We start from the raw sequence: 20,372 nt of genomic DNA, 5'->3' as shown, positions 1-20,372 counted from the left end.
CTGCGAGTATACAGACCGGTGTGGTTACGTCGCTGGCATGGGACGAGACACCGTGGCAGCCGTCGGACTGGTCGTGTTCTGGAGCTCCGGCTTCATCGGGGCGGACCTGGGCACCCGTGACGCGTCGTCGCTGACGCTGCTCGCCTGGCGCTACCTGTTCGCCGGCGTGCTGGCCGTCGCGGTCCTCGCCGTGCTGTCCGCGCGCCGGCGCCGCGTGACCCACCGGCGCGCGCGCCACGCCGTCGTCGTCGGCCTGCTGACCCAGGCCGGCTACCTGAGCGGCATCGTCGGAGGCGTCGCCCTCGGTGTCGACGCCGGGACGGCGGCGCTCGTGGCCGCGCTGCAGCCGCTGGTCGTGGCGTTCCTCGCCCACGCGGCCTGGGGCGAGCGCACGACGTCGGGCCAGCGCGTCGGTCTCGCCCTCGGGCTGATGGGCGTGCTGCTCGTCGTCCTCGGTGACCTGGGACAGGGGACCGCGCCGTGGTGGGCGTACCTGCTCCCGCTCGGCGGCATGCTGTCGATGTCCGTCGGGACGGTCCTGGAACGCCGGGCGCCCGGCGGCGGGGACCTCCTGGGTGACCTGGCCGTGCACACCCTCGCGGCGGGAGCGGCGCTCGTCGGCATCGCGGCCGTGACCGGGCGGATGGCACCGCCCGAGAGTGCGCCGGGGTTCTGGGTGGCCGTGGTGTGGCTGGTGCTCCTCGCCACCGTGGGCGGGTACGGGTGCTACCTCGTGGTGCTGCGGCGGAGCGGGCCGCAGGCCGCGAGCACCCTGCTCTACCTCACGCCGCCGGTCACCGCGGCCTGGGCGGGGCTGCAGCTCGGTCAGGTCCCCGGGCTGCTCGCCGTGCCGGGGGCACTCGTCTGCGCGGCCGCCGTCTGGCTCGTGGCCCGCCGGGACCGGCCTCGTCAGCCGGTGCCGGGAGCGGCCCGGGCGTAGCGGCCGGCCAGGACGCGCACGTGCTCGACCAGCTCCGGCGGTTCGGTGACGTGGAAGTCGAACCCGAGCATGCCGCTCCACACGGCGACGGTCTCGACGCTGTCGCCGCCGGTCACCAGCACGGACCGCCCGTCCGGCAGCGCCTCGACGGTGCCGACCGCGGGGTTGATGCGGGCCAGCACCTGCTCCGCCGTGGCGTCCACGACGATGCGGGCGTGCACGGCCCACCCGGTCCGGGCGACCTCGCGGACCACGAACTCGGTGAGGTCGCCCGGGAACGGTGCCGGGGTGAACCTGCGCCCGCCGGGGGTGCGCAGCCGGAGCCAGTCGACGCGGTACGGGGCCCAGCCCTCGCCGGTGGCGGCGCGGGCCACCAGGAACCACCGCCGCTGCCACGCGACGAGGTGGTACGGCTCGAGCTCGACGGGCTCGCCCTGGTAGAAGGCCCGCAGCCCCTGGTGGTCGCGGATCGCGTCGGCGACGGCGGTCAGGGTGTCGGGATCGACCGGCGGGTCCTCGACGTCGGAGTCGGTGTTGGCGGGACCGGCCGTGCTGGCCGAGCGCAGGGCCGCGAGCCGGCGGCGCAGGCGGTCCGGCATGACCTGCTCGAGCTTGGTCAGGGCGGACTGCCCGGACTCCTCGAACCCGGCGGTCCCCGTCGCGGAGCGGAGGCCGACGGCGACGGCGACGGCCTCGGCGTCGTCCAGCAGGAGCGGGGGCAGGCGTGCGCCGGCGCCGAGCCGGTACCGGCCGCCGGGGCCGCGCACCGAGTCCACGGGGTAGCCGAGGTCGCGCAACCGGGCGACGTCGTGGCGGACGGTGCGGTCGGTGACGTGGAGGCGTGCCGCGAGCTCGGCGCCGCTCCAGTCGGGGCGGGACTGGAGCAGGCCGAGCAGCGCGAGCAGGCGGGCCGAGGTGGCCGTCATGAGGTTCCTCCGACGTCGTCGCGACCGGCTCAGAATACCGGAGCGAAATGTTCCTGAACTACTCCTAGCGTCGGAGACAGCAGCAGGGCACGAGCCCCGCACCGACACCGGGAGAACCGCCATGGACACCACCGCTCAGCTCACCGTCCGCCCCTTCGCCGTCGAGGTCCCGCAGGCGGACCTGGACGACCTGCACGAGCGCCTCGAGCGCACCCGCTTCGCCCCCGCCGCCCCTGGCGACTCGTGGGAGTACGGCACGCCCGAGTCCTACCTGCGCGACATGGTCGAGCGGTGGAAGGGCTTCGACTGGCGCGCCGTCGAGGCTCGTCTCGCCGCCTACCCGGGCTTCCGCACCGAGATCGACGGCCAGCCGATCCACTTCCTGCACGTCCGCTCCGAGCACGCGGACGCCACGCCGCTGCTGCTCGCCCACACCTACCCCGGCTCCGTGCTCGACTTCCTCGACATGATCGACCCGCTCGTGGACCCGGTCGCCCACGGCGGCCGCGCCGAGGACGCCTTCCACCTGGTGATCCCGTCCGTGCCCGGGTTCGGCTTCTCGACGCCCCTGGTGGGGCAGAGCTGGACGACGGCGCGGGTCGCGCGGGCCTACGACACCCTCATGCGGGCGCTCGGCTACGACGCCTACGGCGTGCACGGCAGCGACAACGGCGCGCTCGTCGGCCGCGAGCTCGCCGTCGTTGACCCGGAAGGGTTCCTCGGGGCGCACGTGCTCCAGCTCTTCTCGTTCCCGTCCGGGGTCGAGGGCGAGATGGACTCCTTCGGCCCGCGGGAGTACGCGGCGCTGGAGCACATGCAGTGGTTCCGGTCGGTGGGCGCCTACAACACCATGAACGCGTCGCGGCCGCAGACGGTCGCCGCGGGTCTCGCGGACTCGCCGGTCGCGGTGCTGGCCTACCGCGAGCTCTTCGAGAGCTTCGGCAACGGCACGTCGCTCGTGCGGCCCGAGCAGGTGCTGGCCCAGGCGACGCTCTACTGGTTGACCAACACCTACGCGACGGCGGTGCGCCAGTACCACGCCGAGCAGCGCGCCCAGGCGGAGCCCGTGGTCAGCACCGGCCGGATCGGGGTGGCCGTGTTCGCCGACGACTTCCAGACGATCCGCAGCCTCGCCGAGCGGGACAACGCCCGCATCGAGCACTGGTCGGAGCTCCCGCGCGGGGGCCACTTCGCAGCGCTCGAGGTGCCGGACGACGTCGTCGCCGACCTGCGGGCGTTCTTCGCCTGAGGCGGGCGGTTCAGTAGGAGTAGCTGCCGGCGGACAGGCCCATCGCGCCGATGAAGAAGACGAAGAACAGCACGTAGGCGAGGACCGCCAGGACGCCGAGCGCCGTGAAGATGATCGACAGCCACAGCCCCCACTTGCCCAGGGCGTTGTCGTAGCCGACCTTCTTCGACTCCGACAGGGCCATGGCCGAGACCACGATCCCGGCGGGCGCGATGACGAACGCCAGCACGAACCCGATGATCCCCATCGTCTTGCCGGGCGGGTCCGGGGCGTAGGCCGGCTGGTACCCCGCCGGGTAGCCGGGCGCCGCGTAGCCCTCAGGCGGGTAGCCGGGCTGGCCGTACGGCTGCTGCTGGCCGTATCCGGGCTGCTGCCCGTAGCCCTGCTCGGTGCCGGGCTGCGACGGGTCGTGGTGCGGTGTGCCGCCCTGCGGCTCCCCGGCGGGCGTGCCCGAGGAGTCGGGGGTCGAGTACGGCTGCGGCGGCTGGTACGGGTCGGTCATCAGGCCATCCTCCCGGACCGCGGGCGCGCGCACCAGGGGCAGTCTTCACCACTCAGCACATCCGTGATGGGATCGACGGGTGTTCTCGCGACCTCGCACCCCGCTCGACCTGATCCCGCGCCGTGTCCGGGTGCACGCCGTCCGGCAGCTCACCGGTTCGATGGTGCGCACCACGTTCCGGGACGTCGACGGCGCGGACCCGGCGGCGCCGTCGTCCCTCGCCGCGCTGCGAGCGCCCGGTCCGGACGACCACGTCAAGGTCTTCCTGCCCGACCCTGCCACCGGCCGGCTGCACCCGCCGACCGTCGCCGCGGACGGCGGGATCCAGCGCCCGGCCGGCGTCGTGTCGATCTCGCGCGAGCTCACCGTGCGCGCCCAGCGGACGGTCGACGGGGTCGCCGAGGCGGACGTCGACTGGGTGCTCCACGGCGACGACGGTCCGGCGTCGGCCTGGGCGTCCCGGGCCGCCGTCGGCGACGAGGTGGTGCTCGTCGGCCCGAGCGTCAGCACGGGCGTGCCGGACGGCGTCGACCGGCTGACCGTCGTCGTCGACGAGACCGGCCTGCCCGCCGCGGCCCGCTGGGTGGCGGCCCTCGGGCCGGACGTCCGCGCGACGGCGGTCGTGGAGATCGGCGACGACGTCGACGAGTCCTTCGTGGAGGCCGAGCTGGGCCACGCCGACGTCGAGATCCTCTACCGCACCGACGGCCCGGGCCAGCTCGCGGAGGCGGTGCGCTCCCTGGGCGGCCTCGAGGACGGTGAGCTGCTGGTCGCGCTCGGCGAGGCGGGCGAGCTGGTGCCCGTGCGCCGCCACCTGCGGTACGAGGCCGGCACGCGCCCGGACCAGCTCGTGATCGCCGGGTACTGGCGCCGCGGCACCGTCAACCTCGACCACGACCAGCCGCTGGACCCCGCGGACCCGGACTGACCGGGCGCACGGCGGGTGTCGGTGGGTGGCCGCATGCTGGAGGCATGGAGCACTCGACCGCACCACGCACGTACCCGCACGGCGTGCCCTGCTGGATCGATCTCGAACCGCCGGACGTGGACGCGGCGCTCGCGTTCTACGGCGCGCTGTTCGGCTGGACCTTCACGGAGAAGCTGCCGCCCGGCGTGCCCGGCCGCTACGTGGTCGCGTCCCTCGACGGGACGGACGCCACCGCCGTCGCCGCCGTCGCGACGCCCGACGTCCCCGCCGACGGCGCGCTCGCCTGGAACACCTACCTGGCGGTGGACGACGTGGCCGCGTCGGCGGCGCGGGTGGCCGAGCTGGGCGGGACGGTCGTCACGCCGCCGGAGACGGTCGGCCCGCCGGACCGGCCCGCCGGCCGGATGGCCCGCGTCCGCGACCCGCAGGGCCTCCCGAGCAGGCTGTGGGAGGCCGGCACCCGGCTCGGGGCGCAGGTGGTCAACGCCCCGGGCACGTGGAACTTCAGCGTCCTGATCACGCCCGACCCGGCCGCCGCGCTCGCGTTCTACGGGCCCCTGCTGGGCTGGGAGGTCGACCCGGAGCTGGCGGCGGGCATGGCACGGGTGCCCGGGTACGGCCGGCACCTGGCCGGCACGAGCGACCCCGACATCTTCGAGCGGCAGGCGTTCGCCCCGCCCGGCTTCGCCGACGCCGTCGCCCCGATCGAGTCCGACGACGGCCCGGCCCGCTGGTCGGTGGCGTTCGCGGTCGAGGACCGGGACGCCGCCGTGGCGGTGGCCGAGGACGCCGGGGCGACCGTGCTGTCCACCACGGAGACGCCGTGGACCAGGGACGCGGAGGTCCGCGACCCACAGGGTGCCGTGCTCGTGCTGTCGCAGTTCAGCGCGCCGGACGGCGCCTGAGCCGGGAGTCCGTCAGGGGCGACGGGCCTGCACGAACACCACCGAGTCGCCCAGGATCGACATCCGCTCGAGCGTGCGCGCGTCGGCGAGTCCCGCCTCCGTGAGGAGTCGCTCGATGCCGCCGTCGGCGTTGTCCGCGTCGTGGGTGCCGCTGCCCGGTCCGTGGCCGGGCCGGCGTCCGTGCGTGCCCGGCCGGTGCCGGTGACCGTGGCCCGACCGGTGCGCCTCGTGCCCGTCGTGCGCGCCGCCGTCGTGCGCGCCGTCGCGCGCCGAGGAGGGCCCGTGCCCGTGCGCGCTGGCGTGGTCGCCACCGAAGTCGGTGACGGTCACGCGCCCGCCCGGCCGTAGCACCCGAGCGACCTCCGCGGCGAGACGCTCCTTCTCCTCCGCGGGCACGTGGTGCAGCGCCAGGGACGAGACGACGTGGTCCTGGCTGGCGTCCGGCACGGGCAGGCGGTGGGCGAACCCGCGCACCAGCGTGACGTCGCCGCTGCGCCGACGGCGGAGCTTGCGGGCCGCGCGGCGCAGGGACTCGCCGTCGGGGTCCAGCCCCGTGACGGCCGCGTCCGGGACGGCGCGCAGGACCGCGCGGGACAGGTTGCCGGTGCCGCAGCCGACGTCGAGCACTCGCTGACCGGGGCCGATCGCGGCGAGCTCGACCGTCCGGCGGTACAGACGGTCCAGGCGGCGGAACCGGGCGGTGAGGTCGTACCAGGGCATCAGCCAGCCGCGGGACATGCCGGGCAGGAACTCGTGGTCGGACTCGTCCGGGCGGACGTCGTCGAGCATGCGGACTTCGCGGGGCATCAGGCCTCCAGAGGGTGCGGGCGGTCCCATGCTCCTCTGCGGACCCGCAGCGAGGAAACGGTGTTGCCGGACCGGCAAGCGTCGCTCTCGTCGCGGCCCCCCGGCGCCGCCGACCGACCGTGCTCGGGCTGCGCCGCGTCCTGGCCAGGCAATTGATGGCTTCCAGGACTCACGCCGGCTCTCGGAGAAACTCTGGACGGACAACCCTGGTCAGCTCGTCGTGCAGGCTCGCACGCACCACGCCTTGCATCTCCGCACCCAGGGTGTCGCGTACCAACAGGTACAGGTGCTCCAGGATCTCGGGCCGGTTCTCCAGTTCCGCAGCATCCGCCGTGCGAGAGGCCAGGCCCCGCAGGATCAACACCCGCGCGAGCGTCGAGACCGCGAGGCCCGCATTCTCCGCCTCGGCGGACAACTCGTCGAACTGTTCGCCGCTCAGGCGCACCGACAGCACGCGTGGAGCGATGCCCTCACTGTGCGGGCGGGCGCCCACGGCATCGGTAGGCAGCGGCTCGTGGCGTGTCTGCTCAGCCTCGGCTGCTACCTCCTTGATGAGGTCGCGCACGTTGTCGCTCATCGCTTCTCCTTGTTTACCTCTCGGTCCTTGCTCTCGTACACGGCCACCTCGTCGGGGTTCGAGCGCCACGCGCTCGCGCCCCACACGAACCCGGAGCCCTCAGGGTCAGGAACGGTGACCACCGTGATGACGAACCCCGCGGTCTCGGACCACCCGATGGTCCGGTTCGACATGCCCTTCCTCCCCTTGGGGTCAGGGACGAACCACACGGCCTCGGGATCGCTGTATGCCTCGTTCGCCCAGTCAGGCTCGATGTTCGTTTCCCGTGTCTGGCCTTTGCGGCCCTGGCGGTCGCGGATGTGCTCGGTTGCGTGCCGCCAGTCGGGGAGGATCACCACATGCACTACAAACTACTACAGCCACTCTCTGTCGTACAGGCATGACGTGGTACGGCAGGTGTCTTCGGGATGCTGTGGCATCGCGCGTGGAGCTGGCTGTGTGGGAGTGCGGCGTCCGGGCGGCGGAGTCCTGTGAACTGGGCGTGGAGCCGGACCGGCAATCGAGACCAGAGGAAAGCCCGCCGGTGGACGGATCCGTACGATGACGGCATGCCTGTGGATGGACCGCCCCCGCCCAGCACCGCGTACCTCGACCACGTCGTCGACGAGACCGAGGAGCGCCGTCGCGTCGCCCTCGCCGCGCAGGCCGCGGACCCCGTGTCCGTGGACGACGGCGGGGCGCCGCCCGCGCTGCGGGCCGCGGTGGAGGAGGCGGTCGCCTCGCTGGGGGACGACCTGGCCAGGGTCGTGCAGACGTTGCACGCGAACCCCGAGACCGCGTTCCAGGAGCACGAGAGCGCCCGGCTGCTCGTGGATCTCCTCGCGCAGCACGGCATCGCGGCGCAGCTCGGCGTGCACGGCGCCGACACCGCGTTCCGCGCCGAGCTGACGGGCCCTGGCCCGGCCGGCGGGCCGACGATCGCGATCTGCGCCGAGTACGACGCGCTGCCGGTGATCGGTCACGCCTGCGGCCACAACGTCATCGCGGCCGCCGGGGTGGGGGCGTTCCTCGCGCTGCACGGCGTGATGTCCGGCCCGGACGCGCCGTCGGGCCGGGTGGTGCTGCTCGGCACGCCCGCTGAGGAGGGGCGCAGCGGCAAGGAGGTCATGGCGCGTGCCGGGGCGTTCGACGACGTCGACGCCGCGATCATGGTGCACCCGTACGGCGTCGACGTCGCGGACCAGGTGTGGCTGGGTCGCCGGCTGCTGACCTGGACCTTCACCGGCCGGGCGGCGCACGCCTCGGCGCAGCCGTTCATGGGGCGCAACGCCCTGGACGCGGCGAACCTGGCCTACCAGGGCATCGGCCTGCTGCGGCAGCAGATGCCGCCGTCGGACCGCGTGCACGCCACCGTCGTCGAGGGCGGCACCCGGCCCAGCATCATCACCGAGCGCGCGGTCATGCACCTGTACGCGCGTTCGAAGTACCCGGACACGCTGCGCGACCTGTCGCGGCGCCTGGACGACGTCGCCCGGGGGGCCGCGCTCATGACGGGGACCGAGGTGCAGATCGAGTGGGACGACGGTGCGCACCCGTCGCTGCCCGTGCGCACCAACCAAACGCTCACCCGGCGGTGGGTGGCGGCCCAGGAGGCGCGGGGCCGCGACGTGCTGCCGGGTGGCGTGGTGTCCGAGACGTTGGCCGCGTCGACGGACTTCGGCAACGTCAGCTTCCGCGTGCCGGGCATCCACCCGCTGATCCAGGTGTCCGACCCCTCGGTGGCGTTGCACACGGAGGCGTTCGCCGCGGCGGCGGGCGGGCCGGCCGCCGAACGAGCCGCCGTCGACGGCGCCGCGGGGCTCGCGCAGACCGCGCTCGACTACCTGTGCGATGCCGCGCTGCGCGAGGCCGTCGACGCGGAGTTCGCGGCCGCCGGCGGCGCGATCGACGTGCCCCGCTACTTCGACTGAGCACGGCCAACCCTGGGCGCCGAACGTCACGGTTCGGACCGGTTTGGGGCGCGATACCGGTCCGAACCGTGACGTTCGGCCCGCGTGCGGCGGGGTGGGGCGGCTCAGGCCGTGGTGACCTCGATGCGCTGCGGCGTCGTGCCCGCGAACACGCCGGCGACGGTGACCGTCAGGACACCGGCGTCGTAGGAGGCCGTCACGGCAGCGCCGTCCACGGCCTTGCGCAGCGGGACGACGCGGCGGAACTCGCCGTAGCGGACCTCCGAGTAGCGGCGGCCCTCGGCGTTCTCGTCGCGGTGGTCCTTGCGCTCGCCGCGCACGACGAGCTGGCGTCCCTCGACCTCGACGGTGACGTCCTCGGCCGGGTCGATGCCCGGCAGGTCGAAGCGGGCCACGAGGTCCTCGCCCTCGCGGTAGACGTCGGCGGGTGCGGTCTGACGCTCGGGCGCCCGGCGCTCCGCCGTGGCCAGCGGCAGCCGGCGCGGGTCGCGGATCCGGACGTCGGCGAACGTCGGACGGTTCAGGGTGGTGATCATGCTTCCTCCTCAGGGTGGGTGCTGCTGAGGGGTTCAACTTGAGTCGTGCCGACTCAATTTCCGGGTTCGCCCACGGCGGACGGTCCGCCGTCCGCCCCGGGGCTCGCGGGACGGCGCTCAGAAGTCGCGGGCCGTCTCCGCGTCCGAGGAGCCGATGCGCCGCAGGTGCACGCGCCGGGCGAGGCGGATCATCGGCCGGGCCAGCATCTGCAGGCTCCCGAGCAGGAAGAGCACGATGCCCACGGTCTCGGTGGACGGGCTGAAGAACAGGACGCTGCCCACCACGAACCAGAGACCGATGAGGATGTCGTTGGCGATGCTGGCGGACTCGTAGCGGTGGCGGACGATCAGCTCGTCGCCACCGAGACGCAGGCGGAGGCTGTGGTCGTCGTCGGGCATGCTCCCACTCTCGCCGTCGACCTTCCTGGACGCATCCGAGGGGGCAGGATGGGCGGCATGAGCACCCTCACCGCCGCCGAGCTCACCGCGGTCTACACCGACCTGCACGCCCACCCCGAGCTCGCGTTCGCCGAGCACCGCACGGCGGGCATCGTCGCCGAGCGGCTGGGCGCGGCGGGCTTCGCGGTGCACGAGCGGATCGGCGGGACCGGCGTCGTCGGCGTCCTGGCGAACGGCGACGGCCCGACGGTGCTGCTCCGCGCCGACATGGACGGGCTGCCCGTCGCCGAGCGCACCGGCCTGCCGTACGCCTCGACGGACACCGCCACCCTGCCGGCCGCGCACCTGGCCGCGCACCGCGAGGAGTGGTCGGGCACGCTCCAGGTGCTCTTCCAGCCGGCGGAGGAGGTCGGCGCCGGCGCGGCCGCCATGGTCGACGACGGCCTCTACGAGCGCGTCGGCACGCCCGACGTCGTGCTCGGGCAGCACGTCATGCCGCTCCCGGTCGGGACGGTCAACCTCACGCCCGGTACCGCCATGGCGGCCGCCGACTCGATGCGGATCGTGCTCCACGGCAAGGGCGGCCACGGGTCCAGCCCGGAGGGTGCGGTCGATCCGGTGCTGATGGCGGCCGCGACGATCCAGCGGTTGCAGGGCATCGTCTCCCGCGAGGTGGGGGCACGGGAGGCGGCGGTGGTCACCGTCGGTTCCGTCCGTGCGGGCACGCAGGCCAACATCATCCCGGACCGCGCGGAGCTGCTGGTCAACGTCCGCACGTTCGACGAGGCGGTCCGCGAGCGCGTGCTGGCCGCCATCCACCGCATCGTGGACGCCGAGGCGGTGGCGTCGGGCGCTCCGCGGTCGCCGGAGTACGAGCAGGTCTCGACGTTCGGGCCCACGGTCAACGACCCGGGGGCCGCCGCGCGGACGGGAGCCGCGCTCGAGCGCACCCTGGAGGCGCGCCGGACGACGATCGAGGCGGCGGGCGGCCGTCCCGCCGTCGTCGCGCTCCCGCCGTTGGCCGGCTCGGAGGACGTCGGCGAGCTCGCGACCGCGGCGGGCGTCCCGCTCGTGTACTGGTTCCTGGGCGGGTCCGACGCCGCGCTGTTCGAGGGGTTCGACCCGTTGACGGCCAGCATGGGCAACCTGCCCGAGGCGGTGGCGCCGAACCACTCACCGTTCTTCGCGCCGGTGCCTGCGCCGACGCTCGAGCTGGGCGTGGACCTCCTCGTCGCCGCGGCGCGGGAGTGGCTCGGCCGGCAGCGGCCGGCCTGAGCTCCTACTCGCCGGCGTTCTCCGTCTGGCCGCGCAGCGCCTCGATCTGCTCGTGCAGCTCGGTGAGCGCGGTGACGACCTCGGGGCTGGCGTCGGCGTTCTCGATGACGTAGCTCACCTCGGCGGAGGCGGCCTCCAGCGCGACCTGGGCGTCCGCGAGGGCCACGACGGCACCGTCGGACGACTCGGCGGCCTTGTCCAGGGCCGCGCGGGCCTCGTCGGTGGCGGCCTGTGCAGAGTCGACGGCGTTCGTGACGTCCTCCCCGAGTCCTGAGGTGAGCTCGGAGGTCTGGTCCGCGAGCTGCTGGAGGTCTGCGTCGAGGCTGTCGGCCTGGACCTGGGCGTCGGCGATGTACTGCTCGACGTCGTGCGGGACGGAGCAGGCGCCGAGGGTGAGGGTGACGGCGAGCAGTCCTGCCGCGGCGGCGCGGCCCGGTGCTCGACCGGTCGTGGTGCTGGTCGTCGTTGACGTCATGCCCCGATTGTGCCCGGCGAGTCGCGCATTGTGTGTGGTCGTGGCCACAGAGTCGGTGGAGATCTTGCGCACACTCACGTCACACGGAAGCGCAGGCGGGCGCCGGGCGGCACCTGGCCGGCCAGCCACAGGGCGGCCGCTGGCACCGCCGCCACGACGGGGTAGCCGCCGGTGAGCGGGTGGTCGGCGAGGAAGAGCACCGGCCGGCCGTCGGGCGGCACCTGCAGGGCCCCGGTGACGCAGCCCTCGCTGGGCAGCTCGGCGTCCGCGAGAGCGGGTCGTCGGTCGAGCGGGGTGTCGCCGGCCAGCCGGAGCCCGACCCGGTTGGACCGCGCCGTGACCTCCCACTCCTGCTGCGTGAGCAGTCGCAGCGACTGGGCGGTGAACCAGTCGTCGCGCGGGCCGAGCACCAGCGGCAGCGTCACGACCTCTCCCGGTGCCGGCAGCGCGGCGGGGTCGGGCGCCCCGGTCTCCCCGGTCTCCACGGCGGCCGACGGCGGCGGTCCTGCCGGCAGCAGCGTCCCGGCACGCAGCGGGTCGGGCCCGAGCCCGGCGAGGACGTCGGTGGCGCGCGAGCCGAGCACGGCCGGTACGTCGAGACCGCCCCGCACGGCCACGTAGCTGCGCAGCCCGCGCGGCGGGGTCCCGATCGACAGCTCGTCGCCGTCGGCGAGCGCGAACGCCCGGCCGAGGTGGTGCGGCCGGGCCGGACCTCCGCCGTCGGGCACCGTGCTTAGCGGGGCCGGCGCGCCGGTGACGGCGACGACGACCGCGCCGTGGGCCCGCAGGCGCAGGCCACCGAGCGTCTCGAGGGCGGCGGCACCGACGGGGTTGCCGACGGCGCGGTTGGCGGCGCGCAGGCTGCGGGGGTCGGCGGCTCCGGAGGCCGCGACGCCGAGGTCGGCGTGGCCGGGCCGGCCGAGGTCCTGCACGAGCGTCTGGAGGCCTGGCTCGACCACCTCGAGGCCGCCGCGTTCGGCACTTCCTGTCTGGTTCGGCACCTCGAGCTGCCGAACGGGGCTGGACGTGCCGAACGCGGCACCGGCGCCGCGCACCGACTCCCGCACCGCCTCGAACCGCACCCGGTCGCCGGGGACCCACAGCGCCGGCGGGTCGCGCCGCACGTCCCAGGTGACGACGCCGGTGCGCCCCACGAGCTGCCACCCGCCCGGGCTCTCGCGCGGGTAGACGCCCGAGTGCTCCCCGGCGAGGGCCACCGCACCCGCCGGCACGCGGGTGCGGGGCGTGGTCCGGCGCGGGACCACGAGCCCCGGGTCGTCGCTCACCAGATAGCCGAACCCGGGCGCGAACCCCACGAACCCCACCGTCCACCGGGCGTCGGTGTGCCGGCGCACCACCTCGGCCGGGCTGCACCCCAGGTGCGCCGCGACGTCGTCCAGGTCGGCGCCGTCGTACACCGTGGGGACCACCACCAGGTGCCCTGCACCCTCCGCGCCCGACGGCAGGACCGCAGCCCGCGCGCGCAGCTCGGCGGCGAGCGTGGCGGCCGGCACGACCCGCGGGTCGAACGGCACCAGCACCGTCCGGGCGCCCGGCACCGGCTGCCCGACGCCGGGCACCGGGTCGGCCGCCAGCGAGCGGTCCAGCGCGGCGGCGGCGCGCAGGTCGTCGACCTCGACGAGGAGCGCGTCGTCCCGGGCGACCCGCACCCGCACGCTCATGCGTCGTGGACGAACGGCCGGAGCCGGACGCCGGCGCCGACGAGCGCGTCCCGCACCCGCTCGGCGATGGCGGCCGCACCGGGGGTGTCGCCGTGCACGCACACCGAGTCGGCCCGCACGGCCACGTCGGTGCCGTCCACCGCGGTGACGAGGCCGGTGGTGACCATCCGCAGCATGCGCGCGGCGACCTCCTCGGCGTCGTCGAGCACCGCACCGGGCTCCCCGCGCGGCACGAGCGTCCCGGCCGCGGTGTACGCGCGGTCGGCGAACGCCTCGGCCGCCGTCGGCAGGCCCGCCGCGGCCGCCGCGGCCAGGGCGACGCTGCCCGGCAGGCCGAGCATCACCAGGCCCGGGTCCACCGCGGCGACCGCCGCCGCGACGTCCACCGCGACCCGCTCGTCCGTGGCCGCCGTGTTGTACAGCGCCCCGTGAGGCTTGACGTACCGCACCCGGGTGCCCTCGGCGGCGGCGACGGCCTGCAGCGCGCCGAGCTGGTAGACCACGTCGGCGCGCAGCTCGTCGCTGGGGACGTCCATCGCCCGGCGACCGAAGCCCGCGAGGTCCCGGTAGGCGACGTGCGCCCCGACCATGACCCCGCGCACGACCGCCTCGCGGACGGTGCTGCGCATGGTCGCCGGGTCGCCCGCGTGGAACCCGCACGCCACGTTGGCGCTGGAGACGACGGCGAGCATCCGGGCGTCGTCGCCGAGGCTCGACCGCCCGAAGCTCTCGCCCAGATCGCTGTTCAGGTCGATGCGCGGAGGCGTCGTCGCAGGGTGGACCGTCATGGGTCCAGTCTGCCCGCTGCCCGCCGGTTCGAGGTGACCGGGTGGACTTGCTCCGGAGCACTGGCGGGGCACGCCGCGGTGCCGCAGAGTGGACCCCGGGGGACGTTGCCCGCAGCATCTGGACACGTGGATGTGCAAGGATGCGTCGTGCAGCACAGCGGCTGGTAGAAGGGTTTCCGCGTGGCGGTCGAGAAGAACGGTGACCTGGGAGAACGTGACGCCCACGGCGTCGACGGCTCCGTGCCGCGACGCGCCACGCCCGCCCAGCGCGTCCACCCGGTGCTCCGCACCCTCGGCGCAGGCGCGGCGGCGCTCACGCTGGCGGCCGGCATCATGGCCGGCTCGGTGGCGGACCTGCCCTGGAACGACTTCGCCGAGCACCCCGCGTTCTCCGCGCCCGTCGAGGCGGACCCCGTCGTCGTGGGCGTCGTCGGCGCCTCCACCTCGACCGGCCCGACGACGCTGGGTCAGCTCCTCGACATCGTCGAGCGCGCCGAGCTGGCCGCCGTCGACTCAGGCCGTGCGCTGGACCCCGAGGTGCAGCAGGCCGCGGCCGAGCTGGGCTCCCTGCTGAGCATCTACGTCGCACAACGGGACGCCGCCGTCGCGCCGCGCGTCGGTGCGCCGGAGCAGCGTGAGGACGTCGCGGGTCCCGTGCCGGGCGACACCGCCGAGCCCGACGACCCCGCCGCGCCGGACCCGGCGGAAGAGCCCGGGCAGCCCGACGGCGGCGAGCCGCTCATCGACCCGGACCTCGGCGACGGCGAGCTGCGCCCGCCCGCCGAGGCCGACGAGCCCGCGGGCGACGACGGCGGCTCGGTGCGCCCGCAGGACGTCGCAGACGTGGGGACGCCCCAGGTCGAGTACTCGGACGCCACGCAGGACGACGCCGACGAGCCGCGGCCGACGGCGGAGCTCGAGCCGATCGAGCCCGTCGACGTGCCGAGCCTGCAGCTCCCCACGCTGGACGAGCTCCTCGACGGCGACGGCACGGGCGACGGTGACGAGGCGCTCCGCGTCGCGAGCCCCGTCCTCCCGGACGACGCCGGCGCCGCGGACGACGGCGACCCGTCCGACCGCGCGAGCGCCCCGGAAGTGCCAGGGACACCCTCGGCAGGCCCCGACGCCACCGACGGCCCCGACGCCACCGACGGCCCCGACGACGAGGCCCACGGTGCCCCGGACGGCGCCGGTCACGAGCACGTGCACGATGCCGTGACCTTCGACGACGTGGTCGTCGCGGCGACGCGGCTGTCGACGCTCCTCGACCCGGCGTCGGCGGGCTACGTCGTCGACATCCGCCCGCCGGTCACCGAGCTGGCCGACGGGACGTTCGTGCTGAACGACGGCACCCCGGCCACCGCGGACGGGCTGCCGCTGGACGCCGTGACGAGCTCGTTGTCGGCGGCGCTGCGCTCGGTCGTCGACCAGCACGCGTCCTCGACGGCGGGCTACAGCAACGGCATGATCCCGGCCTCGGTGCTGTGCGCGATCCCGTGGGCGCCCGGTCACATGCTCCGGTGCGACGCCGCCCTCCAGCTCGAGGCGCTCAACGAGGAGTACCGGGCGCGGTTCGGCACCGACATCCCTATCACGGACTCCTACCGCTCCTACGCCGCCCAGGTCGCGGTCCGGGCCGCGAAGCCGCACCTGGCCGCGGTGCCGGGCACGTCGAACCACGGCTGGGGACTGGCGCTCGACCTCTCGACCCCGATCTCCGGCGGCCGGTCCGCCGAGTACGCGTGGCTGCGGGTCAACGGTCCCGACTACGGCTGGGACAACCCGGCGTGGGCACGGCTGGACGGCAGCAAGCCCGAGCCGTGGCACTTCGAGTTCTTCGCCGCCGGCCCGATCCCGGACCGTGCGACGTCGACCGACGACTTCGACACCGACGGCGGAGGGTCCACCGGGGGGACCTCCACCGGTGGGTCGTCCGGCGGCGGCTCGAAGGGCGGTTCGGGCGACGGCCAGGGCGCGGGCGGGAGCTCGGCGGACTCCAAGGACGGCAAGAAGAAGGACGGCGGCACGAACGGCACCGGCGACAAGACCGGTACCGGCGGCAAGGGTGGCAAGGACGGTGGCGACTCGAAGCCGTCGCCGAGCCCCAAGCCGAGCCCGAAGCCGTCCCCGGACCCGTCGGAGCCGAGCCCGACGCCCAAGCCGTCGCCGAGCCCGACGCCCAAGCCGTCGCCGAGCCCGTCGCCCGAACCGTCGCCGAGCACGCCGCCCGAGCCGACACCGGAGCCGTCCGAGCCGGAGCCCGAGCCGACGGAACCGGCGGAGCCGACCGAGCCGGCGGACTCGACCCAGGAGCCGGCCCCGGAACCGACGAAGTCTGCGCCCACGACGACGGAGCCAGAACCGGAGCCGACGTCCACGGCCCTTCTCGACCCGGCACTGGAACTGCTCGGTGCCAAGGACGACGACCCGGAGGGCGACTCCGGCGCGGACGAGGAACCGGGCGACCAGTGACCGGACAGCAGTCCTCCGGCGACCCCCGCCGGTTCCTGGACGAGGGGCGCCTGCGGCGCAGCCCGCGGCGATGGCGCGACAAGCAGGCCGTCACGCGCTATCTCGCGACGCTCGCCATGCCGCACCTCCTCGAGCCGCTCACCGAGCGCGAGCTGACGGACCGGCTCGCTGACCTCGCCGACGACCCGGTCGGCCTGCGCCGTGCCATGGTGGACCTGGGCGTGGTCTCCCGGACGCGGGACGGCGCCGAGTACTGGCGCACGGAGCGGACGGAGCACGACCGACCGTCGGACGCCGCGGCCACGGCGCAGCGCGTGCTGGGGGAGGACCGTTGACCGGGCCGGAGGCGCAGGAGCGCGCCCGCCGCGGTCTCGAGGCGGCCGGTGTCGACTTCGAGATCACGCGGCACGGCCGGGTCGGCTCGCTCGCCGAGGCCGCCGCGGCCCGTGGGCTGGAGCCGCACCAGGTCCTCAAGACGCTCGTGGTGCGCCGGGGGGACGGCGACTTCCTGTTCGTGCTCGTCCCGGGCGGGCGCACCATCGCCTGGCCGAAGCTGCGGTCGCTGCTCGGTGCGAACCGGTTGTCGATGCCGGACGCCGACGTGGCCCGGGAGGTCACGGGATACGAGCGCGGAACCATCACTCCCTTCGGTGCGACCACGGACTGGCCGGTGGTCGCCGACGCGTCCGTCGCCGGTGCGGGGCGCGTGTCCGTCGGCGCAGGGGGTCACGGCGTCGCCGCGACGCTGGACGCCGACGACCTGGTCCGGGTGCTCGGCGCCGAGGTCGCCGACGTCACCGACCCGGACCCACCACCCGGGTCGGAGGACCGCGGGTAACGATCGTCCGGCAGCACTGGACGAATCCATCAGACCGGTGAACACTCGACCATGGCCTTCGACGGGGGTAGAAGAGCCACATCGGTCGCCGACGGCACTACGGGAGCCAGCAACCCCATGGATACCGACCACACCACCGAGCTCGAGCACGATCCCGGGTCCGGCATCTCCTGCCAGCACCAGGAGGACAGCACCTACCTGACCCTGTGGGGCGAGGTGGACGCCGCGCTGCGTGAGGCGGCGAGCGACGCGATGTCCACCGTGGTGGCTCGCCCGCCGGGCATCCCCATCGTCCTCGACGTCCGCGACGTGACGTTCCTCGACTCGTCGGGCGTCGCCTTCATCCTGCAGATCTACATGCTCGGCCAGGAGACCGGTTCGCCGGTCCAGCTGCTCGAGCCCTCCGCCGCCGTGACCGAGGTCCTCGACATGGTCGGGATGGGCGGCCGCATCCCGATCATCCGCCAGGAGCAGCCCGCCGGTACCTGACCGGCCGGTGGGGGCACTCCGCGCTCAGCCGCGCCGCTCCCGGGTGGTGGCCCGCAGGACGAGCTCCGCCGGTGCGGTGACGTGCCGGGGAGCGTCCGCCGCGCCGTCGGCCCCTCGCCCGGGGCCGCGCGCGACGGCCACGTCGAGGAGGCGCAGCGCCTCGGTGGCCAGGTGCTCGTGGCCGGGGTCCACCGTGGACAGCGCGGGCACGGTGAGCTCGGACGAGGCCAGGTTGTCGAACCCGACCACCTGGACGTCGTCGGGCACCCGCAGGCCGGCTTCGGCGAGGCCCGCGAGGACGCCGGCGGCGAGCGTGTCCGTGACGGCGAGGACGGCGTCGAACGCGATCCCGTCCCGCACGATCCGGCGGACGGCCTCGCGGCCGGAGGCGAGGTCGGCCGGCGCGCGGACGACCAGCCCGGGCTCGACCGCCACCCCGGCGTCCTCGTGGGCGAGCGCCCAGCCGAGGGTGCGCGCCGGCATCATGCCGGCGTCGGCGGAGGGTTCGGCGCCGCCGACGACGGCGATCCGGCGTGCCCCGGTGGCCAGCAGGTGGGCGGTGGCGAGGCGGGCGCCGCCGACGTTGTCCATCCGGACGTGGTCGTAGCGGGCGGGCATCTGCTGCTCCCCGAGGAGCACCAGGGGCACGGACGTGCGCAGGTCGTCGAGGTCCGCGGCGGTCATCCCGACCACCGACAGCAGCACGCCGTCGTAGAGCTGCCAGCGCGCCCGGGTGACGGCGGCGAGCTCGGCCTCGCGGCTGGGTCCGGTCTGCTCGACGACGAGGTGGCGGCCCTCCGGCGCGAGGAGCCGGGCGAGCCGGGCGGCGAGCTCGCCGAAGTACGGGTGGTCGAAGAAGGGCACGGCGAGCGCCACGGTGTGCGTGCGCCCGGCCCGCAGGTGGCGGGCGGTGAGGTTGAGCTCGTAGCCGAGGTCGGCGGCGGCCCGCTCCACACGGGTCCGGGTCTGCGTGCTGACACGGCGCCGTCCGGTGAGGACGTTCGAGACGGTCATGGTGGAGACGCCCGCGGCGTGCGCCACGTCGCTCATGGTCGGCCTCACGCCCGTCACGGTATCGGTCAACCCCTTCCGTCCAGCGCGATTATATCGATAAACTCCTGCCCATGGATCAGACGACAGCGATCATCGACCTCGACCTGCCGGGCCCGCGCATCTCCCGGCACGTCTACGGGCACTTCGCCGAGCACCTGGGCCGGTGCATCTACGGCGGCTTCTTCGTGGGCGAGGACTCCGACGTGCCGAACGAGCGGGGCATCCGTACCGACGTCGTCGAGGCCCTCCGCGCGCTGCGCATCCCGAACCTGCGGTGGCCGGGAGGGTGCTTCGCCGACGACTACCACTGGCGTGACGGCATCGGCCCGCGGGACCAGCGGCCCCGCATGGTCAACTCGCACTGGGGCGACGTGGTCGAGGACAACTCGTTCGGCACCCACGAGTTCATGGACCTGTGCGAGCTGCTCGGCACGGACGCCTACATCTCGGGCAACGTGGGCTCGGGCTCGGTGGCCGAGATGAGCGAGTGGATCGAGTACCTCACCCGTGCCGACGACTCGCCGATGGCCGACCTGCGGCGTCGGAACGGGCGCGACGAACCGTGGAAGGTGCCGTTCTTCGGCATCGGCAACGAGGCGTGGGGCTGCGGCGGCAACCTGCGCGTGGAGCAGTTCGCGTCGCTGGCGCGGCAGTACTCGACCTATGTGCGCAACCACGCGGGCAACGAGGTGTACCGGATCGCGGCGGGGGCCTCGGACGCCGACCTGCACTGGACCGAGGTCCTCATGCAGTCGTTCGACGCGCTCGACCGCCCCGAGGAGGCGGACGCCCCTGCCGGGCCGTTTCAAGCGGTCTCGCTGCACTACTACACGATGACCGGCCCGTGGGCGGACAAGGGCTCGGCGACCGAGTTCAGCGAGGACGAGTGGTACCTCGCGCTGGAGCGGGCCCGCTACATGGACCAGCTGCTGACCCGGCACGGGCAGGTCATGGACCACTACGACCCGCACCGGCGCGTGGGCCTCGTGGTGGACGAGTGGGGCACCTGGTGGAACGTGGAGCCGGGCACGAACCCGGGGTTCCTGTACCAGCAGAACACCCTGCGCGACGCGCTGGTGGCCAGCGTCCACCTCGACGCGTTCCACCGGCACGCCGAGCGGGTGGTGATGGCGAACATCGCCCAGACCGTCAACGTGCTGCAGGCGATGCTGCTCACCGACCCGGAGTCCGGCGCGCTGGTCAGGACCCCGAGCTATCACGTGTTCGAGATGAACACGGGCCACCACGACGCCGACTCGCTGGAGGTGCACCTGCAGGGCGTCCCCACCCGGACCGGGGAGAAGAGCGAGCTGCCGCTGGTCTCGGCGTCGGCGTCCACGCGCGGCGGCACCGCCCTGGTCTCGCTGACCAACCTCGACGCCCAGGCCGGGCGCACGGTCGTGCTCGACCTGCGTGGTCGCGACGTCGTCGGGCACTCCGCCCGGGTGCTCAGCGCTCCCGGCCTCGCCACGCACAACACCCCCGAGGCGCCCGACGCCGTCGCCCCGGTGGCGCTCGACGCCGTCCGCCCGCACGACCGCGGGCTGGAGGTGACCCTCCCGGCGCACTCCTACGTCACGGTGAGCCTCACCCTCGCCTGACCCGTGCGGTGGTGGGCGCG

The 20,372-nt window shown here is 74.6% G+C and carries 22 protein-coding genes; 11 read left to right on the top strand and 11 right to left on the bottom strand.

Translation table 11 applies throughout. The features are described from left to right. Positions 1-37: 37 nt before the first annotated feature. Positions 38-940 carry a DMT family transporter gene (locus MWU57_RS12040; RefSeq protein ID WP_246909428.1) on the top strand — a complete coding sequence of 301 codons (903 nt, stop codon included), beginning with the start codon at positions 38-40 and terminating at the stop codon, positions 938-940. Here the strand turns inward: MWU57_RS12040 and MWU57_RS12035 are convergent. Next, complete coding sequence (locus tag MWU57_RS12035; protein ID WP_246909426.1) at positions 910-1,866, bottom strand: YafY family protein; 957 nt, start codon at positions 1,864-1,866, stop codon at positions 910-912. The two genes, MWU57_RS12040 and MWU57_RS12035, sit on opposite strands and share 31 nt — an antisense overlap. Before the next feature lie 121 nt (positions 1,867-1,987). Between MWU57_RS12035 and MWU57_RS12030 the strand changes: the two genes are divergently transcribed. Next, the gene (locus tag MWU57_RS12030) at positions 1,988-3,115 is read left to right on the top strand and encodes an epoxide hydrolase family protein (RefSeq protein WP_246909423.1); all 1,128 of its coding nucleotides are present in this window, start codon (positions 1,988-1,990) and stop codon (positions 3,113-3,115) included. Positions 3,116-3,125: 10 nt separating this feature from the next. Here MWU57_RS12030 and MWU57_RS12025 read toward each other — a convergent pair whose 3' ends face one another. Beyond that, the gene (locus MWU57_RS12025; protein ID WP_181340711.1) at positions 3,126-3,617 is read right to left on the bottom strand and encodes a DUF4190 domain-containing protein; all 492 of its coding nucleotides are present in this window, start codon (positions 3,615-3,617) and stop codon (positions 3,126-3,128) included. A gap of 79 nt (positions 3,618-3,696) precedes the next feature. Here MWU57_RS12025 and MWU57_RS12020 point away from each other — a divergent pair, with 79 nt between their 5' ends. After that, positions 3,697-4,545: a siderophore-interacting protein gene (locus MWU57_RS12020; RefSeq protein ID WP_246909421.1), complete on the top strand. Its 849-nt coding sequence runs from the start codon at positions 3,697-3,699 to the stop codon at positions 4,543-4,545. Between the two features lie 44 nt (positions 4,546-4,589). Beyond that, positions 4,590-5,450: a VOC family protein gene (locus MWU57_RS12015; protein WP_246909420.1), complete on the top strand. Its 861-nt coding sequence runs from the start codon at positions 4,590-4,592 to the stop codon at positions 5,448-5,450. A 12-nt stretch (positions 5,451-5,462) separates the two neighbouring features. On the opposite strand, the gene MWU57_RS12010 is transcribed toward MWU57_RS12015, so the two are convergent. The 3 genes from MWU57_RS12010 to MWU57_RS12000 form a co-directional block, all read right to left on the bottom strand. Continuing rightward, positions 5,463-6,257 (bottom strand): methyltransferase domain-containing protein, encoded by a 795-nt coding sequence (locus tag MWU57_RS12010; protein WP_246909419.1) that lies wholly within the window; start codon positions 6,255-6,257, stop codon positions 5,463-5,465. 169 nt (positions 6,258-6,426) lie between these two features. Next, positions 6,427-6,834 carry a hypothetical protein gene (locus MWU57_RS12005; RefSeq protein ID WP_106265567.1) on the bottom strand — a complete coding sequence of 136 codons (408 nt, stop codon included), beginning with the start codon at positions 6,832-6,834 and terminating at the stop codon, positions 6,427-6,429. Beyond that, the gene (locus MWU57_RS12000; RefSeq protein ID WP_125206458.1) at positions 6,831-7,169 is read right to left on the bottom strand and encodes a transposase; all 339 of its coding nucleotides are present in this window, start codon (positions 7,167-7,169) and stop codon (positions 6,831-6,833) included. Before MWU57_RS12000 ends, MWU57_RS12005 begins: the two co-directional genes overlap by 4 nt. Positions 7,170-7,382: 213 nt before the next feature. Between MWU57_RS12000 and MWU57_RS11995 the strand changes: the two genes are divergently transcribed. After that, positions 7,383-8,744, top strand: a complete 1,362-nt coding sequence (locus MWU57_RS11995) for a M20 family metallopeptidase (protein ID WP_246909418.1) — start codon at positions 7,383-7,385, stop codon at positions 8,742-8,744. Between the two features lie 104 nt (positions 8,745-8,848). On the opposite strand, the gene MWU57_RS11990 is transcribed toward MWU57_RS11995, so the two are convergent. After that, the gene (locus MWU57_RS11990; protein WP_246909417.1) at positions 8,849-9,280 is read right to left on the bottom strand and encodes an Hsp20/alpha crystallin family protein; all 432 of its coding nucleotides are present in this window, start codon (positions 9,278-9,280) and stop codon (positions 8,849-8,851) included. A gap of 117 nt (positions 9,281-9,397) precedes the next feature. Beyond that, positions 9,398-9,679 (bottom strand): YrhK family protein, encoded by a 282-nt coding sequence (locus MWU57_RS11985; RefSeq protein WP_106265560.1) that lies wholly within the window; start codon positions 9,677-9,679, stop codon positions 9,398-9,400. Positions 9,680-9,736: 57 nt separating this feature from the next. Between MWU57_RS11985 and MWU57_RS11980 the strand changes: the two genes are divergently transcribed. Next, positions 9,737-10,954, top strand: a complete 1,218-nt coding sequence (locus MWU57_RS11980; RefSeq protein WP_246909416.1) for an amidohydrolase — start codon at positions 9,737-9,739, stop codon at positions 10,952-10,954. Between the two features lie 4 nt (positions 10,955-10,958). On the opposite strand, the gene MWU57_RS11975 is transcribed toward MWU57_RS11980, so the two are convergent. The 3 genes from MWU57_RS11975 to MWU57_RS11965 form a co-directional block, all read right to left on the bottom strand. Then, positions 10,959-11,429 carry a hypothetical protein gene (locus tag MWU57_RS11975; RefSeq protein WP_246909415.1) on the bottom strand — a complete coding sequence of 157 codons (471 nt, stop codon included), beginning with the start codon at positions 11,427-11,429 and terminating at the stop codon, positions 10,959-10,961. 74 nt (positions 11,430-11,503) lie between these two features. Next, positions 11,504-13,111 (bottom strand): urea amidolyase family protein, encoded by a 1,608-nt coding sequence (locus MWU57_RS11970; protein WP_246909413.1) that lies wholly within the window; start codon positions 13,109-13,111, stop codon positions 11,504-11,506. After that, positions 13,108-13,899 carry a LamB/YcsF family protein gene (locus MWU57_RS11965; RefSeq protein WP_246909412.1) on the bottom strand — a complete coding sequence of 264 codons (792 nt, stop codon included), beginning with the start codon at positions 13,897-13,899 and terminating at the stop codon, positions 13,108-13,110. The genes MWU57_RS11970 and MWU57_RS11965 overlap by 4 nt, the downstream gene beginning before the upstream one ends. A gap of 180 nt (positions 13,900-14,079) precedes the next feature. On the opposite strand from MWU57_RS11965, the gene MWU57_RS18440 reads away from it, so the two are divergent. The 4 genes from MWU57_RS18440 to MWU57_RS11945 all read left to right on the top strand — a co-directional run bounded on the left by MWU57_RS18440 (position 14,080) and on the right by MWU57_RS11945 (position 17,698). After that, positions 14,080-16,371 (top strand): D-alanyl-D-alanine carboxypeptidase family protein, encoded by a 2,292-nt coding sequence (locus MWU57_RS18440; protein ID WP_246909411.1) that lies wholly within the window; start codon positions 14,080-14,082, stop codon positions 16,369-16,371. Then, the gene (locus MWU57_RS11955; RefSeq protein WP_246909410.1) at positions 16,368-16,706 is read left to right on the top strand and encodes a DUF2087 domain-containing protein; all 339 of its coding nucleotides are present in this window, start codon (positions 16,368-16,370) and stop codon (positions 16,704-16,706) included. The genes MWU57_RS18440 and MWU57_RS11955 overlap by 4 nt, the downstream gene beginning before the upstream one ends. After that, on the top strand, positions 16,703-17,209 hold the full coding sequence (locus MWU57_RS11950) for an aminoacyl-tRNA deacylase (protein ID WP_106265548.1): 507 nt from the start codon (positions 16,703-16,705) through the stop codon (positions 17,207-17,209). Before MWU57_RS11955 ends, MWU57_RS11950 begins: the two co-directional genes overlap by 4 nt. 117 nt (positions 17,210-17,326) lie before the next feature. Continuing rightward, positions 17,327-17,698: an STAS domain-containing protein gene (locus tag MWU57_RS11945; RefSeq protein WP_106265546.1), complete on the top strand. Its 372-nt coding sequence runs from the start codon at positions 17,327-17,329 to the stop codon at positions 17,696-17,698. A gap of 24 nt (positions 17,699-17,722) precedes the next feature. Here the strand turns inward: MWU57_RS11945 and MWU57_RS11940 are convergent, their stop codons facing one another. After that, complete coding sequence (locus MWU57_RS11940) at positions 17,723-18,760, bottom strand: LacI family DNA-binding transcriptional regulator (protein WP_246909409.1); 1,038 nt, start codon at positions 18,758-18,760, stop codon at positions 17,723-17,725. 62 nt (positions 18,761-18,822) lie between these two features. Here MWU57_RS11940 and MWU57_RS11935 point away from each other — a divergent pair, with 62 nt between their 5' ends. Beyond that, on the top strand, positions 18,823-20,352 hold the full coding sequence (locus MWU57_RS11935) for an alpha-N-arabinofuranosidase (protein ID WP_246909408.1): 1,530 nt from the start codon (positions 18,823-18,825) through the stop codon (positions 20,350-20,352). Positions 20,353-20,372 lie beyond the last annotated feature (20 nt).

It is taken from the genome of Isoptericola sp. S6320L, assembly GCF_023015685.1.
Classification (GTDB): domain Bacteria; phylum Actinomycetota; class Actinomycetes; order Actinomycetales; family Cellulomonadaceae; genus Isoptericola; species Isoptericola halotolerans_A.
The sequence above is the reverse complement of the archived record's forward strand: the minus strand, read 5'-3'. Positions and strand labels throughout refer to the sequence as shown.

Coding starts and splice junctions, on each gene's coding strand:
- MWU57_RS12025 (WP_181340711.1), bottom strand. CDS start 3,617: ATGACCGACCCGTACCAGCCGCCGCAGCCGTACTCGACCCCCGACTCC.
- MWU57_RS11975 (WP_246909415.1), bottom strand. CDS start 11,429: ATGACGTCAACGACGACCAGCACCACGACCGGTCGAGCACCGGGCCGC.
- MWU57_RS12030 (WP_246909423.1), top strand. CDS start 1,988: ATGGACACCACCGCTCAGCTCACCGTCCGCCCCTTCGCCGTCGAGGTC.
- MWU57_RS12015 (WP_246909420.1), top strand. CDS start 4,590: ATGGAGCACTCGACCGCACCACGCACGTACCCGCACGGCGTGCCCTGC.
- MWU57_RS11995 (WP_246909418.1), top strand. CDS start 7,383: ATGCCTGTGGATGGACCGCCCCCGCCCAGCACCGCGTACCTCGACCAC.
- MWU57_RS11945 (WP_106265546.1), top strand. CDS start 17,327: ATGGATACCGACCACACCACCGAGCTCGAGCACGATCCCGGGTCCGGC.
- MWU57_RS11965 (WP_246909412.1), bottom strand. CDS start 13,899: ATGACGGTCCACCCTGCGACGACGCCTCCGCGCATCGACCTGAACAGC.
- MWU57_RS12010 (WP_246909419.1), bottom strand. CDS start 6,257: ATGCCCCGCGAAGTCCGCATGCTCGACGACGTCCGCCCGGACGAGTCC.
- MWU57_RS11935 (WP_246909408.1), top strand. CDS start 18,823: ATGGATCAGACGACAGCGATCATCGACCTCGACCTGCCGGGCCCGCGC.
- MWU57_RS11985 (WP_106265560.1), bottom strand. CDS start 9,679: ATGCCCGACGACGACCACAGCCTCCGCCTGCGTCTCGGTGGCGACGAG.
- MWU57_RS11970 (WP_246909413.1), bottom strand. CDS start 13,111: ATGAGCGTGCGGGTGCGGGTCGCCCGGGACGACGCGCTCCTCGTCGAG.
- MWU57_RS11990 (WP_246909417.1), bottom strand. CDS start 9,280: ATGATCACCACCCTGAACCGTCCGACGTTCGCCGACGTCCGGATCCGC.
- MWU57_RS11980 (WP_246909416.1), top strand. CDS start 9,737: ATGAGCACCCTCACCGCCGCCGAGCTCACCGCGGTCTACACCGACCTG.
- MWU57_RS12035 (WP_246909426.1), bottom strand. CDS start 1,866: ATGACGGCCACCTCGGCCCGCCTGCTCGCGCTGCTCGGCCTGCTCCAG.
- MWU57_RS12040 (WP_246909428.1), top strand. CDS start 38: ATGGGACGAGACACCGTGGCAGCCGTCGGACTGGTCGTGTTCTGGAGC.
- MWU57_RS12005 (WP_106265567.1), bottom strand. CDS start 6,834: ATGAGCGACAACGTGCGCGACCTCATCAAGGAGGTAGCAGCCGAGGCT.